This is a genomic window from Deltaproteobacteria bacterium (genome assembly GCA_016183175.1).
In the GTDB taxonomy this organism is placed as follows: Bacteria; UBA10199; UBA10199; order UBA10199; family SBBF01; genus JACPFC01.
Genome location: JACPFC010000093.1, coordinates 1 through 13,959, shown reverse-complemented (window position 1 = coordinate 13,959; position 13,959 = coordinate 1). Strand labels below are relative to the sequence as shown.

Sequence of the window (13,959 nt, the reverse complement as noted above, 5' to 3'; positions counted from 1 at the left end):
CTCCTTCAAGTATTTTAACCGCAAATCGGGATTTTTGCCCGCAGGAAATCGATGGTCGATCTTTACCGTCAACCGGCTGTCTTTGAAACGGATCGCGCCAATGTTATGGGTCTGTCCTTCTTTGCCGCTACGCGACAGAAACTTGAGGAGACATTCGGCAACACCGGCAAAGTCCCCTCTCATCACCCCCTCCCTTATTCCCTCCCCCCTCGAGGGGGAGGGGCAGGGAAGAGGGGGCACACGTACAACTTTCACCCGACAAAACGGCGCCACAATATTGGCCTCCAGCCCCCCTTCCATTTCAACGACAGTCACTTTGTCCTCCATTCGCTTGATCCATTTCAGACAATCGACAATGGCATTCCTCCCCAGCCACGGTTTGGCGCTGTGCGCCGCTTTTCCCTTGAAATAAACTTCATGACTCTTCCCCTCTCCTCTCATTTTTTCCCCTATTCCTTCGATCTCAACCCGATACACTCTAAACCCGTAATTCCCCACTACCGGCTGTAACTCCGTCGGCTCGGTATTGAGTGCATATCGAATCCTGCTTAACCGCCGTGACCCGATCAATTTCCTGACCCCCGCCATCCCCGTCTCCTCGCCAAACGTACCGGTGAGGCAGAGGGATCGCCGGAGTTTTTTCAGATCGAGCCCTTCGAGGGCCGCAATCTGGGCAGCCAGCGCCGCCTTGGTATCGGCGGTCCCCAGGCCATAAAGAAAAACACCGCTCACCACGGCCCGGAAAGGATTCCCTCCCGTTTTTGTCCATCGCCTTGGGTCGGTGACAACGGTATCCAGATGCGTATTGATGAGAAGCGCTTTTTTTCCGGCAGGTCCGATCCGGGCAATGAGATTGGCCTGATTGATCCCCCCTATCCGGCGTTTTTCAAGAGTAACCGAAAAACCGAGGCGCCTCAATTCACCTCCCACAAACCGCGCCAAAAAAAGGGTCCCGGCCGGAGCGGTTGAATTGATGGCAATGATTCGCCTGGCAAGTGAAAGAAGGGACGACATATTTTCCAGTGTACCGCGAAGCGGTGGATGAATCAAACAAAGGGAATGCCGGGTGTTGCATGCCACCCATTCATCTTCCCTTACGCAGAAGGGGGGTTCGGGATTTGGTTTGTGCTCTTGAAAGGGCTTTTTCAAAGCGCTCCTTGCGGCGCTTGAAGTCTTCGCGCTCCGTCTCGATCTCTTTCTTCAGCTCGGGACTTAAGCCCTCACGCGCCGGTCTCTTGAGGTATTTGCGGTCGCGATAGAAATAAAAGCCAAGAAACAGAAAACCCAAAACAAGGATGATGATGAAGAAAGAGAGGAGCATTTTTTAAGCCTCTGCCGGCTTGTCGATTTTCACTTCCACCACTTCCTGAAGCGCCCGCCTGATTTCGCGCAGTTTTTCCTTCGAAATAATCTTCTTGCCGAAAATGTCCTTCACGTAAAACGAATCGGTCACCTGCTCCACCTTCGTTGAAATTTTGGAGACCTCAACATAACACCCAAGCCGGTTCAAGGTCCGTGTGATGTCGTAGAGAAGACCCAGGCGGTCGTGGGCATAAACGTCGATGACGGTGTAATAGGCCGAAACATCGTTGTCGATCGCCACTTTGCTTTCCGCTTTCTGCACCGGCTGTTTCATCAGATATTCCGGGAGCTGGCGGCGGGCAATCAGATCGTCCACCCGACAGCTCCCCATCAGGACCTCGGTCAGGCTTTGCCGGATCGCCTCGAATTTTTCGGGCCGCTGAATGGGAACGCCCCCGGCATCGGTGATCTTTAAAAGCAAAATAAGAGAACCGTCCGTTTTTTGAAAAACCTCGGCGCCGTAAATATTGACGGCAAAGCCCGCCATCACGCCGGTGACCAGCGAAAAAACCTGCGGGGCATTGACGGTGTGGATGAAAATCTCATGCATCTTCTCCCCCTCCAGGCACCGAAACTCGCAGAAAACCGGGCCCGCCAAAGCCTTTTCCACCAGCTGAAAATGCCTCTCCACCTCCCCCTCGTTCACGGCAAAAAAATACCTGAACGGCAGAGTGGACAGAAATTTTTGAAAATCTTCCCCCGGATATTTTGGCCCCAGTTTTTGAAGGAGGGTCTCTCGGACCCGTTCGACCCGGGCCAGGGTCTTTTCCTTCGAAAAATCTCCGCGCTCGATCACCTCGCGCGTCTTTAGATAAAGTCTTTCGAGAAGGGTCCCTTTCCAGTCGGTCCAGGCATCGGGCCCCACTGCGCGGATATCGGCCCAGGTTAAAAGCAAAAGCATGTTCAAATGATCGACACTCCCCATCGACCGCGCAAATTCAATGATCATGCTCTGGTCTTCCAGATCGCGTCTCTGCGAGAGGTGCGGCATCATCAGATGGGAGATGACCAAAAATTCCACGATATTTTGCTCCTCCGGTGAAAACCCAAGCCTTTTCGTCGCCCGCCTGGCCATTTCGGCCCCCTTCAGGGAATGATTTCCCCCCTCCCCTTTGCCGATGTCGTGATAGAAGAGACCCATCGTCAAAAGTTCCGGCCTTGAGACCTCTTTTAAGACCCGGGAGAAAAGTTCAAACGAACCGGCATACGCCCCACAGAAAAGCCGGGAGAGCTCGTTGACGGCAAAGATCGAATGGGCGTCGATGGTGTAGATGTGATAGATGTCGTGCTGGACGCGGCACCGGAGCTTTTTGAATTCCGGGAGCCATTCATCCAGAAAATGGACCTCGTGCATGGCGAAAAGCATCTGCCCCAGATTGCGATAGTCGTTCATCATCCCGCGGAAAAGGCGGCAATTTTCTGGATCCCTCCGGAACCGCTCATCCACCCGCGAAAGCGAGGCGCGGATGATGTCTTTTGTCTCCGAATGAACGGCAAGACCCATCGTTTGAACATGATGAAAAATCCTCATGAAGGCGTCGGGATGCGCCTCGAACAGGTCCTTTGATACCGCCGCGATCTGGTCATCCACGATCCGGAAATATTCATCGATATTCCTGACCTTCAGTCTGCGGAAGATTTCGCCCAAACCCCTTTTCCGGTAGGTCAGCCGCCGGATAACCGTGCCCGAAATGAGGTGAATCTGGTAGGCGAGCCGGTAATAGGCCTGCATGAATTTTTCCACCCCCGGAATGCCGTCCGATGCCGCCGGAGCTTGCCCCCAAAGGGGGGGCCTTTGGTCCCACCTGGTGTCCAGCCACTTGGTGGCTTCCGGTTCGGCAAAACCCATATTTCCGGCAATTTTCTCCTGACGGTGGAAGGTCAAAAGATCGACCTTTTTCCCCACCAGAAAATGGAGTTCATTCCGCACACGGAGAAAGAAACTGCGGGCGGTCATGAGGCTCTTCAATTCGTCTTCCAAGATGAATCCCAAGTCCCGCAGGCCGTCAAAGCCCCCTTCCCTTCCCTGAATTTTGGCGATCCAGCGGATCAGATGAATATCCCTTAAGCCCCCGGCCGAATCGCGGATGTTGGGCTCCAGCACAAAAACAGACCTCCCGAATTTTTCGATCCGCACTGATTGCTCCTTGAGTTTCATCCGGATTAATTTGCCCTGCACGGAAGACGACGCAAGCGCCGACCGGACCTCTTTTTGGAACTCCTCCCAGAGCGCCGCATCGCCGCAAAGAGGACGGGCATCGAGAATGGCGGTCATGATCGTGGCATCCTGCATCATCAGTTTTTTGCATTCGGAAACGGTCCGCGTGGCATAGCCGACCTCCAGCCCCAGATCCCAGAGGAGATAGAGAATCTTCTCGGTCAGGTTTTCGATGTAGGCCCCTTTTTTTGAAGGGTATAAAAAGAGGAGATCGATGTCCGAGTAGACGTTCATCTCCTGACGGCCGTACCCCCCCTGGGCAATCAGAATGGCCCGCCTCCCGCTGTGCTGAAGCTCCAGGATCACCTCCTGCTCAAAATGATTAAAAAGCACCGTCAGAAGTTGATCGATCATCCGGCTTCGGATTTCGATGATATTTTCTGCATGGTAGTTTTCGTGGTGGAGTTTTTTGATCGTTTCGTCACAGGCTAAAAGATAGGCCTTTGCGGTCTCGGCGACCGGGCTGTTATCGACGGTTAACGCAGGAACAAAGCGGGAATAATCCTCGGGGGAAAGACGGATGCATTTGATTTCGTCGAGGGTTTGGATGAGCATTCCATCCTGATTATTAACACCCCTTCTCCGTTTACTCAATACGATGTTTTCAGGCGGGCAAGAACATTCAAGGCCTCCAGCGGGGTCAGGGCGTTAATATCCACTTTTTTAAGTTCCTCGACAACCGGATGGGGCCTGGGTTCGAACAGCGTCATTTGCGGGGATTCTTTCTGCGCGGCCGATTTGAATTGGAGGTCTTTTTCCTCCAGAAGCTTCAGAATCTCGCGGGCGCGGGAGATCGTCTCCGGCGGCAGACCCGCCATGGCGGCGACAAAAACACCGTAGCTCCGGTTTGTTCCCCCCTCTTTTAGTTCGCGTAAAAAGAGAATCTCTCCATTCCATTCCTTCACCGCCATGTGGAAATTCCGAATCCCCTCTTTCTCTTCCGCCAGATCGGTCAACTCGTGATAGTGCGTGGCGAAGAGGGTCCGGCAGGCGATTTTGTCGTGGAGCGTTTCGGCAACGGCCCAGGCGATGCTCAATCCGTCGAAGGTGGAAGTTCCCCGGCCGATCTCGTCCAAGACCACGAGGCTCTTCTCCGTTGCATGGGCCAGAATATTTGCCGTTTCGATCATCTCCACCATGAATGTCGAGTGCCCCTTTTGCAGGCGATCGGAGGCCCCCACGCGGGTGAAGATCTGGTCGACAATCCCGATCATGGCGCTCTCGGCCGGCACAAAGCCCCCCATCTGCGCCATGATGACAATCAGCGCCGTCTGCCGCATGACAGTCGATTTGCCCGCCATGTTGGGGCCTGTAATGATCAGCAGGCGTTGATCGGAGGTATTCAGCAAAAGATCGTTCGGCACGAACGGCTCTTCCCGATAGAGCGCCTCGACCAATGGGTGCCTCCCCTTTTTTATTTCAAGCGCCGGTTCATCGACAATCTCCGGACGGACATAGCGATATTCAAGCGCGACACGCGCCAGCGACATCAGCGCGTCGAGCGTTGAAATCGTCTCCGCGGTCTTTTTGATCCGGACGGAAAATCCCGCGGCCTTCTCTCTTAATTGTTGAAATATCTCGTACTCCAATTCGCAAATCCGCTCGGAGGCCCTTAGGACTTTTTCTTCATATTCCTTGAGTTCCGGCGTGATGTACCGCTCCGCCTGGGTGAGGGTCTGCTTACGGATATAGTGTTGGGGGATTTTATCCTTGTGGGTGTGGGTGATCTCAATGGCATAGCCAAAAACCTGATTATACCGGATTTTGAGGGACGAAATCCCGGTTGCCTCGCGCTCCCGCGCCTCCATCGTGCTGATAAAATATTTTCCATTTTTTTCGATTGAACGCAATTCATCCAGCTCCGCATTCACCCCTTCGCGGATGATCCCCCCCTCTTTAAGGGCCGGCGGCGGATCGTCGCAAAGGGTCCGGCCGATTTCGTCGGTTAATTCGTTTAAGGAGTCGAGTTTGTCCCGCGATTCGCACAACAAGGGGGATCCGCATCCCGAAAGCGTGTTTTTGATCGCGTCCACCCGCTCAAGCGACGCGCAAAGGGCGATCAGATCGCGGGCGTTGGCCTGCCCCGCCACAATCCGGTTTTCCAGCCGCTCAAGATCGGCAATTTTTGAAAATTCATTTTCCAGTTCGCTCAACAAGCCGGAATTCTCCTTCAGTTCGGAGACGACGGAAAGTCTTTCTTCGATTTTTTTGCTTTCGATTAAAGGAGAGAGGAGCCAGTTTTTGAGTTGGCGGCTCCCCATGACGGTTTTGGCGCGGTCGATCAGCCAGAAGAGCGAGCCGTGGCGCTTCCCCTCCGCAAGCGTTGTTACCAGCTCAAGATTCCGTTTGGCATTGTCATCGATTGCCATCGAATCGGCGGAAAAATAAATGCGCGGCCGGGAAAGCAACCCCTCTTTTAAAAGCTTCATCTCGGAGAGATACGAAAGAAGCGCCCCCCCGGCCGGATAAGCCCCGTTTAAGGAGTCGATTCCCAGACCGGCGAGAGAAGCCTTGTAATAGGATTGATACAAATCGCGCCCAAAGTCGGGGTCGAAATGCCAGCCGGGCATGGCATTGAAGAGGACTGCGGGAAAATTTTTCCGGAGCCTTTCGGCCCACGGGCGGTTTTTCTCTTCCACAGGCAGAAGGATCTCCCTCGGTTCAAGACGGTTCAATTCATCGGATAATTTGGACTCGTCCGCCAATTCGGTCATTTGAAACAGGCCGGTGGAGACATCGGCCAGCGCCAGCCCCCATCGCCCCTGACGATGACAAACAGAGGCGAGGTAGTTGGGGTTCTTGCCGTCCAAGCCCTCCGGATCGAGCATCACACCGGGGGTGATTACCTGTACGACCTCCCGCTTCACGATCCCTTTGGCCTTTTTGGGGTCCTCCATCTGCTCGCAGAGGGCCACCTTGTGCCCCATCGAAATCAGCCGGTTGATGTAGGTCTGGGCCGAATGATGCGGCACGCCGCAAAGCGGCACCGACTCGGCAGACGACTTGTTCCGCGAGGTCAACGTCAGATTGAGCATCTTGGAAACCCGCTCGGCATCATCAAAAAACATCTCATAAAAATCGCCAAGCCTGAAAAAAAGGATGGCGTCCCTGTATTTTTCCTTCGTCTCCAGATATTGCCGCATGAGGGGGGTCTGTGTGGACATGGGTGGCATAATAAAGAATCGGTTTACAAATTAAAGCTTAAAATTTAAAGTTCAAAGTGTAAAACGATGGCTCTCTACACTCGGCTCACCCGGCAACAGATCAGGAAACTTGCGGCCTCCTTCGGCCTTCCGGCCCCCCGAAAAATCCGCGGCGTTCTGGAGGGAACGGTCAATACTTTCTACGAGCTGACCTATCCGAAAAAATCGTATTTTCTGCGCGTGGACGAAGTGGCGGACTTAAAACGGCTTAAAAACGAACTCCGCGTTTTTAGTCTGCTGGAGCGGATTAAAAAAAGGCTCTCCTTTAAGACAACGCTCCCCCTTAAGGCAAAAAATGGAAAACGCACCATCCCTTTCGGCAAAAAATATGTTCTGCTTTTTGAAAAGATCAACGGCGCCTCGTACTTTCATCACCGCCTCAAGGGAAAACACCTGTATCGAATCGGCCGCGCCTTGGCTGAACTCCATCGGGCCACAAAGAATTGCCGTATCCCTCCTCACCGCTTTAATTTCACCGGTATGGAAAGGGTTTACCGGGAAATTCTCCCCCACCTTCAAAAAAAACATCCGGCGGTGGCTCTGGAAACCGGTCAGTGGATGACGTGGCTTAAAAAAAACGAACCGAAAGGGGTCCCCTGCGGCCTGATCCACGCCGATCTCTTTCCGGAAAATCTCCTCTTTGTCCGCGATCGTTTGGAAGGGATTCTGGACTATGAGGCGGCCGGATACGGCTCCTGTCTTTTCGACATCGCCGTGACGCTCCATGCCTGCTGTCACGACGAAAAAAATTTCTCTATCGAAAAATGTCGCCGATTGTTGGAAGGCTATCGATCAGTCCGAAAACTGTCGACAAGAAAAAAAAGATGGTTTGAATATTATCTATATCAGTCAGCCGTGCGATTCTTGCTGACCCGTCTGCGGGACTTTGAACTCAAGGAAGGGAAGGTTTTGGCCAGACCGTTCAAGGACTATCGGGAATATCTGCGGCGGTTTTCCGAGATGCCGGAATTGGTCAGGGCGCTTTAACTACTCCTCCAAGCTTCTCTCCATCTCTTTCATCAAGCGAAGGAGTTCTTTTTTGAACGGTATAAAGCCATAGGCAGAGGGGTCGGGCAAGTCAAGATTCAGGCCCAACTGCGGCCCCGTCGCCTCTTCCCCCCCTTTTCGCCGGCTGTCTTGCCGGAGGCGCTTGCGGGCGCCGTTGATGGTGAATTTCTCTTCGTAGAGGAGATTTTTGATCTTGAGAATCGTCTCCACGTCCCTCTTTTTGTAGAGCCTCTGATTGGTGCGGGATTTAAGCGGTGAAATTTCGGAAAATTCCGTCTCCCAGTAGCGGAGCACGTACGGCGCAACACCGGCCAATTCGGCCACCTCGCCGATCTTGAAGTAGAGTTTGTCGGGGATGTGATTCACTTATTCAACGCCATCTTTAAAATCTGCGACGGCCGAAAGGTAAGAACCCGCCTTTCTGAAATTTCAATTTCCTGCCCCGTTTGCGGGTTTCTGCCGATTCGGGGGCGCTTGTGCCGAACCACGAAATTGCCGAAGCCGGAGATTTTAATCTTCTGCCCCTTTTCCAGCGTCTCCTTCATCGTGTCGAACACCAACTCCACGATGTCGGCCGACTCTTTTTTGGAAAAACCGAGTTTTTCGTAGACCGATTCCACGATCTCCGCCTTGGTCATCGTCCCCGCCTCTGCTTCTGCCATAGCCCCCTCCTTGATTTGGTTGAATGGCCGGATATTACACGATTCAAAAAAGAAATAAAACTTTTATTTTCATCACCTTAAAACGACTCCCAGCTTTTGGGCCAGTACATCCACCAGGGCAAAATGGGCGTCGTTGACCTCCTTGTCGGTCAGGGTCCTCTCCGGGTTTTCGTAGACCAGGGAAAAGGCGAGGCTCTTTTTTCCCGCCGGGAGTTTTTCCCCCTCATAGACGTCAAAGAGAAAAACCTCTTTCAAGGCAGGGACTTTGGCCTCCTGAATTACCCGCAAAATGGCGTCATGCGACAGCGACCGGTCCATGACAAGGGCGAGATCGCGGGTAACCGTCGGATAGGGGCTCAAAGGCCTGAAGGCAGGCGTCGTTTTGCGCCACAGACCCGCCAGCCCGGCGCCGTCGAGGTCAAAGGCGTAAACCGCGTCGTCAATTTCATACCTGCGGAGAATCTCCGGATGCACCTTGCCAAAAAAACCCAAACAAGTCTCGCCGGTCAGAATTTCAACAGACTGGCCGGGATGAAATTCATTTTTTTCCGCCGTCCGGAAATCAACCGGATTGATCTTCCCTTCGGCCATCAAGGCCTCAAGAATCCCCTTGCCGTCAAAAAAATCCATCGCGCGATTCAACCCCTGCCAGTTTTTGGGTCCGGCCGCCCCCCCGTAAATGGCAGTCAGCCGTCTGATTTCGACTGAAGGGGGCAAAAAGATGGGGCGAATCTCGAAAAATTTCAGGGGACCCGAGACCTTCAGCCGGTTTTTCCGGTACGTGCCAAGAAGCGCCGGCAAAAGGGTCGGACATAGCTCTGATAATTCCTGACTCAAAGGATTGCTCAAAGAGACCGTCGGCCCTTCATACCGCGCCTTCTCCAATTCCTGCCGGTCGCAAAAACCGTAATGAATGGTCTCAAAAAATCCGTGGGCGGAAAAAAAAGCCCGGACCTCGCTTTCCACCGCCGACGCAGGCGACTGTCGGGGCGACCGGACGGCAATTCGCGGCAGGTCCGACGGGATTTTATCGTAGCCGGTGAAGCGGACCAGCTCCTCAATCAGGTCGATCTCACGGGTTAAATCCTGGCGAAACGAGGGGGCCCCCACTTTGAATCCCCCTTTGACCGCGGAAGGGGCCAATCCAAGACGGCCCAGGATTTTTTTGACCTCGGCCTGTCTGATGGAAATTCCCAATGTCCGTTCGATCTCCGCCTGATGGAGCGCCAACCTTGTTGCCTTGACCCTCTTCGGATAAATATCGATTCGATCTCCGCTCGCCTCCCCGCCGGCAAGGCTAATGATCAGTTCGGTTAATCGGTCGATGGCCAAAGAAACCGTTTCAGGATTGACTCCCCGCTCGAAGCGATAGGACGATTCGGACTGAATGCCAAGCCTCCGGGCGGTGGAACGGATTCTGCCGGGGTGAAAAGAGGCCGCTTCCAGCACAAGCGTTTCGGTATCTTCACGGACCTCGCTCATTTTTCCCCCCATGATCCCCGCCAGAGCCACCGGGCCTTCCGAATCGGCGATCAGGAGATCATCTTTTAAGAGGCTTCTGTTTTCATGATCGAGCGTTTCAAAAGTCTGCGACTCTCCTGCCTTCCGGATTTTTAAGACCCCCCCCCGAATAAACCGGTGGTCAAAGGCATGAAGCGGATGCCCCGTTTCCAGCATGACATAATTGGCGGCATCAACCACGTTATTGACCGGTCTTACCCCCAAAAGTTCAAGCCGTGTTTGAAGCCGGCGGGGAGAGGGAGCAATGCGCACGCCGCGGACAACCCGCGCACAATAGCGGGGACACCCGGCCGAATCTTCCACCTTAACCGATACATAATCTCCTATTGGGTAACCTCCCTTTAAAACAGGACTTTTTAAATCTTTAAATGGAAGGAAAAAAATCGCCGATACCTCGCGGGCCATCCCCCTGTGGGAAAGAAGATCGCCACGATTTGGAGGAACAGCCACATCGAGAATGGTATCGTTCAAGCCGTAATAAACAACAAACGATTTCCCTGCAGGGGCCTCATCGTCCAACGTAAGAAGGCCTGATGCATCTCCCTTAAGGCCAAGCTCTTTGGCCGAGCAGAGCATGCCTTCCGAATCGACGCCGCGGATCTTCGCCTGTTTGATTTCCATACCGTTGGGAAGGCGCGCGCCGATCAAGGCCAGCGGATATTTTTTATTGACGGTGACATTGGGAGCCCCGCAAACGACGGAATGGGTTTTTTTGCCGTCGGTGACGGCACAGAGAGAAAGACGATCGGCATTGGGGTGGCGATCCACTTTGACCACCTCTCCGACAACCACCTTCTCAAGTCCGCCTCCCCGTTCCTCAACGGCTTCCACTTCGAGGCCGGTATTGGTGAGACGGTCGGCGATTGTGCGCGGAGACGCTTTAAGCGCCGGAAGAAATTCTTTGAGCCATCGGCAACTGATTTTCATTAAAACTGTTCCAAAAATCTTACATCATTTTCGTAAAACAACCGAATGTCATTGATGCCGTACTTCAACATAGCCACCCGTTCAATGCCGATGCCGAAGGCAAAGCCGGTGTAGATTTTCGGGTCGATCTTCACAAACCTGAAGACCGCCGGATCGACCATCCCGCATCCCATGATTTCGAGCCATCCGCTCCCTCTGCAAATCCGGCAGGGCTCATCCGGGAAGGGCGCACGGCGGTGCGCCCCTACGCCATGGCAGATGACGCACTGGATATCGACTTCGGCCGACGGTTCGGTGAAGGGAAAAAAGCTCGGACGAAATTTTATCCTGATTCCCGGCTGAAAAATTTTTCCCAAAAAAACCTCCAGGACCCCCTTGAGGTGGGCCATGGTGATGTGGCGATCGACCATCAACCCTTCAATCTGATGGAACATGGGGGAATGGGTGATATCGGCGTCGCGCCGGTAGACCGCCCCCGGCGCCACCATCTGGATGGGGGGTTTTTGTTTTTGCATCACCCGCACCTGCACCGGCGAGGTGTGCGTGCGAAGGAGAAGGCCTGTGCCTGAGTGCCTGGGCGCCTGCGTGCCCAAGTACCTAGGTTCAGAGGAATCTGATCCATGATCCACATTCTGTAGGTAAAATGTATCCTGCATGTCGCGGGCAGGGTGATCGGCGGGAATATTCAGGGCCTCAAAGTTGTAAAAATCGGTTTCAATCTCGGGGCCCTCGCAGATGTCGAAACCCATCCCGCTAAAGATTTCCTTCATCTCGGAGAGGACCCGGCTGATCGGATGAATTCTGCCTCGGTTGACCGGGATCCCCGGCAGAGTGACATCGATTTTTTCGGATTCCAGCGCCTCCTGAACCTTGAGGCTTTTAAGCAGAAAACTTTGCCGCTCGTAGGTCTCTTCGAGCTCCCCTTTCAACTCATTGGCCCTGGCGCCGATGACGGGGCGCTCCTCGGCCCCCGTCCTCCCCAGGTCCTTGAGGATGTCGGTCAACAGCCCCTTTTTTCCGAGATAGCGGACTTTGAGCGCATAGAGTTCCTCCTCCGAACGGACGCCGCCAAAGGAGGCAACGGCCTCTTTTTTGAGATCGTCAAGTTTTTTGAGGAGGATTTCTTTCAAGCTAACGACGCCTTCGCCTTTGCAACCACATCCGCAAACGCCTGCGGCGCCCTCACCGCCAAATCGGCCAAGACCTTCCGGTCCACGGCAATATTGGCCTTTTTAAGCCCGGCGATAAGCCGGGAATAACTCAAACCCTGCAATTTGGAGGCAATGCCAATACGGGTGATCCAGAGGGAGCGAAAATCCCTCTTTTTTACCCGGCGGTCGCGGTAGGCGTATTGAAGCGCCCGGGCGACCCGTTCGGCGGCGGTGCGGAACAGTTTTGACTGCCCTCCGCGGTACCCCCCGGCCTCTTTGAGAATCTTCTTCCGGCGTCTTCTTGAAGCCGCCGTATTTGTTGCACGTGACATATTTCCCTTTCTTCTAACGGTTAACTTCTCAAGGCTGTTGAGAAAGTTCCAGATGCAAGGCGCCCGACCGAGGCCGACCGAGGCGTACTAGAGATGTACGCCGCAGGGAGCGCCAAGGGAGGGCAACGCGGCAGATGGGACTTTATCGACAGCCTGTCAGGCGTACGGCATCATCTGCCTCACTTTGTGCCAGTCGGCATCATGCACATACGTCGATTTTCGCATATGCCGGCTCTTGCCGGCCGACTTCCATTCGAGCAGATGGCGCCTTTTCGCCTTGCTGTACTTGAATTTTTTGTTTTTGGTGGCCTTGAACCGCTTTGCGGCCCCGCTGTTTGTTTTTAGTTTTGGCATTTTTTTCACTCCCATCCATCAAGACAGTTGATTAATTACCTCATTCTCATCATCAGCATAAGCTCCCAAGCCGCTTCATCCGCCACTGGCGGCGCGGCTTGGGAACCCTTATTTCGGCGTCAACACAGCCATCAAATTCCTCCCCTCCATCTTCGCCGCCTTTTCCGGCTCCCCCACATCCACTATTTCCTTGACCACCTTCTCCATGACCTCGCGCCCTCTGTCGATGTGTTGCATCTCCCGCCCCCGGAACTGGACGGTGATTTTTGCCTTGTCCTTGTTTTCCAGAAACCGCCGGACATGGCGGATCTTGACCGCCAGATCGTGCTCGTCGATATTGGGACGGATTTTGACCTCCTTTAGATGCACCACCGTCTGGTGTTTTTTGCTGTCGTGCTGTTTTTTCTGTTGCTGGTATTTGTACTTCCCGTAATCCATGACCTTGCAGACGGGAGGAGAGGCCGCAGGGGAAATTTCAACCAGATCGAGCCCCTCTTCCTGGGCCATCTTCACGGCGCCGTCGACGGCAAAAATCCCCAACTGCCTGCCGTCCGAACCGATCAACCGCACCTGCGGACCCCGGATCATGTGGTTGATCCGCGGGCCCCTTTGCTTCTGCGGAAATGGACGTCTGAATGGTGGACGAATAGTTGCCTCCTTTTCTAAAGTTCAAAGCCCAAAGTTCAAATGTCAAAGAAATGCCAAAACTACAATGTCAAAATTTGACATTTGAAATTTGACATTCCTTTGAACTTTGACATTTGACATTTTGACTCACTGCTTGTCTTTAATCTCCTTATTTACAAGCGCTAAAAATGTTTCAACGGTCATTAACCCGAGATCCCCCTTCGACCGGCGCCGGACGCTCAACTTTCCGTCGGAGGCCTCGCGGGCGCCGATAACCGCCATGTAAGGGACCTTTTTAAGCTGATTCTCACGAATCTTCAACCCCAGTTTTTCGTTCCGGTCGTCCGTTTCCGTCCGGATTCCCGCCTCCAAAAGGCGGTTTTTAATCTGAACGGCGTAGTCATTCTGCAAGTTGGTAATCGGAATGACCACCACCTGGATGGGGGCCAGCCAGAGCGGAAAGGCGCCGCCGCAATGTTCGAGAAGGATCGCGTAAAAACGTTCGATGGAGCCAAGGATGGCCCGGTGAAGCATGACCGGCCTTAAAGCCCTTCCGTCGGGACCGACATATTCCAGATCGAACCGTTCGGGCAT

At 53.7% G+C, this 13,959-nt stretch carries 13 protein-coding genes; 1 reads left to right on the top strand and 12 read right to left on the bottom strand.

Features of this window, described 5'->3' with window-relative positions:
* The 4 genes from HYU99_09355 to mutS form a co-directional block, all read right to left on the bottom strand.
* Window positions 1-1,014: M20/M25/M40 family metallo-hydrolase (locus HYU99_09355; GenBank protein MBI2340551.1), on the bottom strand; the 1,014-nt coding region annotated here is incomplete at its 3' end.
* A 70-nt stretch (window positions 1,015-1,084) separates the two neighbouring features.
* A complete protein-coding gene (locus tag HYU99_09350) occupies window positions 1,085-1,321 on the bottom strand; it encodes a hypothetical protein (protein ID MBI2340550.1) in 237 nt (78 codons plus the stop codon).
* Between the two features lie 3 nt (window positions 1,322-1,324).
* On the bottom strand, window positions 1,325-4,135 hold the full coding sequence (locus HYU99_09345; protein MBI2340549.1) for an HD domain-containing protein: 2,811 nt from the start codon (window positions 4,133-4,135) through the stop codon (window positions 1,325-1,327).
* A gap of 35 nt (window positions 4,136-4,170) precedes the next feature.
* Window positions 4,171-6,744, bottom strand: coding sequence for a DNA mismatch repair protein MutS (gene mutS / locus HYU99_09340; GenBank protein MBI2340548.1), 2,574 nt, complete (start codon window positions 6,742-6,744; stop codon window positions 4,171-4,173).
* Window positions 6,745-6,810: 66 nt separating this feature from the next.
* Between mutS and HYU99_09335 the strand changes: the two genes are divergently transcribed.
* Window positions 6,811-7,770, top strand: a complete 960-nt coding sequence (locus HYU99_09335) for a homoserine kinase (GenBank protein ID MBI2340547.1) — start codon at window positions 6,811-6,813, stop codon at window positions 7,768-7,770.
* On the opposite strand, the gene HYU99_09330 is transcribed toward HYU99_09335, so the two are convergent.
* The 8 genes from HYU99_09330 to HYU99_09295 form a co-directional block, all read right to left on the bottom strand.
* A complete protein-coding gene (locus HYU99_09330; protein ID MBI2340546.1) occupies window positions 7,771-8,157 on the bottom strand; it encodes a MerR family transcriptional regulator in 387 nt (128 codons plus the stop codon).
* Window positions 8,154-8,429 (bottom strand): integration host factor subunit alpha, encoded by a 276-nt coding sequence (locus tag HYU99_09325; protein ID MBI2340545.1) that lies wholly within the window; start codon window positions 8,427-8,429, stop codon window positions 8,154-8,156. Before HYU99_09325 ends, HYU99_09330 begins: the two co-directional genes overlap by 4 nt.
* 96 nt (window positions 8,430-8,525) lie before the next feature.
* The gene (locus tag HYU99_09320) at window positions 8,526-10,901 is read right to left on the bottom strand and encodes a phenylalanine--tRNA ligase subunit beta (GenBank protein ID MBI2340544.1); all 2,376 of its coding nucleotides are present in this window, start codon (window positions 10,899-10,901) and stop codon (window positions 8,526-8,528) included.
* The gene (gene pheS / locus HYU99_09315; GenBank protein MBI2340543.1) at window positions 10,901-12,022 is read right to left on the bottom strand and encodes a phenylalanine--tRNA ligase subunit alpha; all 1,122 of its coding nucleotides are present in this window, start codon (window positions 12,020-12,022) and stop codon (window positions 10,901-10,903) included. Before pheS ends, HYU99_09320 begins: the two co-directional genes overlap by 1 nt.
* A 5-nt stretch (window positions 12,023-12,027) precedes the next feature.
* Window positions 12,028-12,384: a 50S ribosomal protein L20 gene (rplT, locus tag HYU99_09310; GenBank protein MBI2340542.1), complete on the bottom strand. Its 357-nt coding sequence runs from the start codon at window positions 12,382-12,384 to the stop codon at window positions 12,028-12,030.
* Window positions 12,385-12,540: 156 nt separating this feature from the next.
* Window positions 12,541-12,738, bottom strand: a complete 198-nt coding sequence (rpmI, locus tag HYU99_09305; GenBank protein ID MBI2340541.1) for a 50S ribosomal protein L35 — start codon at window positions 12,736-12,738, stop codon at window positions 12,541-12,543.
* Between the two features lie 108 nt (window positions 12,739-12,846).
* Window positions 12,847-13,386 (bottom strand): translation initiation factor IF-3, encoded by a 540-nt coding sequence (locus tag HYU99_09300; protein ID MBI2340540.1) that lies wholly within the window; start codon window positions 13,384-13,386, stop codon window positions 12,847-12,849.
* A 126-nt stretch (window positions 13,387-13,512) separates the two neighbouring features.
* Window positions 13,513-13,959: threonine--tRNA ligase (locus HYU99_09295; GenBank protein MBI2340539.1), on the bottom strand; the 447-nt coding region annotated here is incomplete at its 5' end.

What these genes read in the sequence shown, in the direction of transcription:
- HYU99_09350 (MBI2340550.1), bottom strand. Translation starts at nt 1,321, where the DNA reads ATGCTCCTCTCTTTCTTCATCATCATCCTTGTTTTGGGTTTTCTGTTT.
- HYU99_09345 (MBI2340549.1), bottom strand. Translation starts at nt 4,135, where the DNA reads ATGCTCATCCAAACCCTCGACGAAATCAAATGCATCCGTCTTTCCCCC.
- mutS (MBI2340548.1), bottom strand. Translation starts at nt 6,744, where the DNA reads ATGTCCACACAGACCCCCCTCATGCGGCAATATCTGGAGACGAAGGAA.
- HYU99_09335 (MBI2340547.1), top strand. Translation starts at nt 6,811, where the DNA reads ATGGCTCTCTACACTCGGCTCACCCGGCAACAGATCAGGAAACTTGCG.
- HYU99_09325 (MBI2340545.1), bottom strand. Translation starts at nt 8,429, where the DNA reads ATGACCAAGGCGGAGATCGTGGAATCGGTCTACGAAAAACTCGGTTTT.
- HYU99_09320 (MBI2340544.1), bottom strand. Translation starts at nt 10,901, where the DNA reads ATGAAAATCAGTTGCCGATGGCTCAAAGAATTTCTTCCGGCGCTTAAA.
- rplT (MBI2340542.1), bottom strand. Translation starts at nt 12,384, where the DNA reads ATGTCACGTGCAACAAATACGGCGGCTTCAAGAAGACGCCGGAAGAAG.
- rpmI (MBI2340541.1), bottom strand. Translation starts at nt 12,738, where the DNA reads ATGCCAAAACTAAAAACAAACAGCGGGGCCGCAAAGCGGTTCAAGGCC.